This window comes from Lactococcus sp. DD01, assembly GCF_001578715.1.
Taxonomy (GTDB): Bacteria; Bacillota; Bacilli; order Lactobacillales; family Streptococcaceae; genus Lactococcus; species Lactococcus petauri.
The window spans coordinates 405,338-406,881 of record NZ_KQ968939.1 but is presented as its reverse complement, the minus strand read 5'-3'; the positions used below and the strand labels follow the sequence as shown (position 1 = coordinate 406,881).

1 protein-coding gene is annotated in these 1,544 nt (G+C 38.4%); it reads right to left on the bottom strand.

Annotated elements, in window-relative coordinates:
* A partial coding sequence (locus LACDD01_RS02045) for a MucBP domain-containing protein (protein ID WP_231863340.1) occupies positions 1-1,507 on the bottom strand: 1,507 nt, incomplete at its 3' end.
* Positions 1,508-1,544: the final 37 nt, after the last annotated feature.

Genomic DNA, 1,544 nt, shown 5'->3' with positions numbered 1-1,544 from the left:
CACCACCTTTTACAGGTTGAGCTTCTTTTACAGTAATTGTGGCTACAGCAGAATATGTGCCTTGATTTTCAGAGTTTGAAAAGAAATTAGGTACAAACCTGGTATACGTGACTTTATAAGTTCCTGCTTTTGTCGTATCGACTTGCCCTTCAACATTTATATCTGAAAAAGGAACCGCATTTCCATAATAATCTGTGGCACTGTCAAAGTTATCTTCTGATTTCCATGGATCACCAACTGTTAGTTCTGAGTCATGTACAATAACTGTTGATTTATCTTTGTGTTTCTCATAAACATACGTGACAGTTTGAGGTTGATCTGTAAATTTACCGGAGGGATTATCTTGTACTTCCTTGAAAGTGTAACCTGGGATATCTTTTTGTTCTGTTGTATAAGTTTCTCCAATATTTCCTGATTTTATGACATCTTCTGCGATAGGAGTGCCTTCTGTATCTACGTACTTCACAATCACATTCCCTGCTGCTATAGTGTAAGGTTGCCATACATAGGTATCGCTTTTAGCATTGGAATTGAAGTTCTGAGTGAGTTGCTTACTTGTCCAAACATCTGCTCCTTGCGGATGCGAAAGCGAACCTGTCCCAACATTTTGCCACTTCCCTGTGTATTGATTATTTGCTGAAATTTCTGGAAGCTCCACGTTGACACTATCCGTAACCCAAAAACGGAATTTATCGCTAAGTTTTAGCACCTTTAAAGAAGTTGTATTTTGGAAAAAACGTGACATCTCATAGCCTGTTATCCATGATTTTTCTAATTGTGTCATATCAAAACCTGAAAGATCAAGAGCTTCTAAAGAAGAATCTCCCATAAATACACCTTGTGCAGAATATAAAGGAGTAAGTCGCCACTGAGACAAATCTAGTTCCTTTAATTTGGGCATCTCTGAAAAAGCATAAGTAATGGCAATCATATTTGAAACATTCCAATTTGAAACATTTAATGATTCCATATTTGTCGCACCATTAAGAAAAGAAAATATCGTTGTAACATTGGATACATCCCAAGAAGTCAAGTCAAGACTTGTCAAGCTCGCACAACCTCCAAACACCCGTTGCATCTCAGTGGTATGAGAGGTATTAAGTCTTTCAATACCCTCAATACTAGTGACATTCGTTAAATAATCAAATAAATTACTTAGTATATTTCCAGCAACAACGTCGCCTTCAAAACGAATACTTGTTATCTGCTTGCTCCATTGATACCAAGGACTCAGTCTTGCGCCATTTTGGTTCACCGGTGTGTCAGAAAACGTTCCAGCTCCAATGTGTAACACACCTGATGAATCAATTCTCCACGGTGCTGTCCCAAAAGTTCCTGCTGCGATATCGCTTGAGCTTGCCTGAACTTCAACATTTTCTGGTAAAGCCTCCGGGGTTACTTCTTGGGTTTCTTCTACTTTTGGGGTTTCAGCAATAACTTGTAATGTGGGTGAGATAGCTCCCAATACTATCGTGCTTAAAGCGATTGCATGAGTCAATTTTTTCATATATTTATCCAATTTCCCTTGATATTTCGTTTGCGCG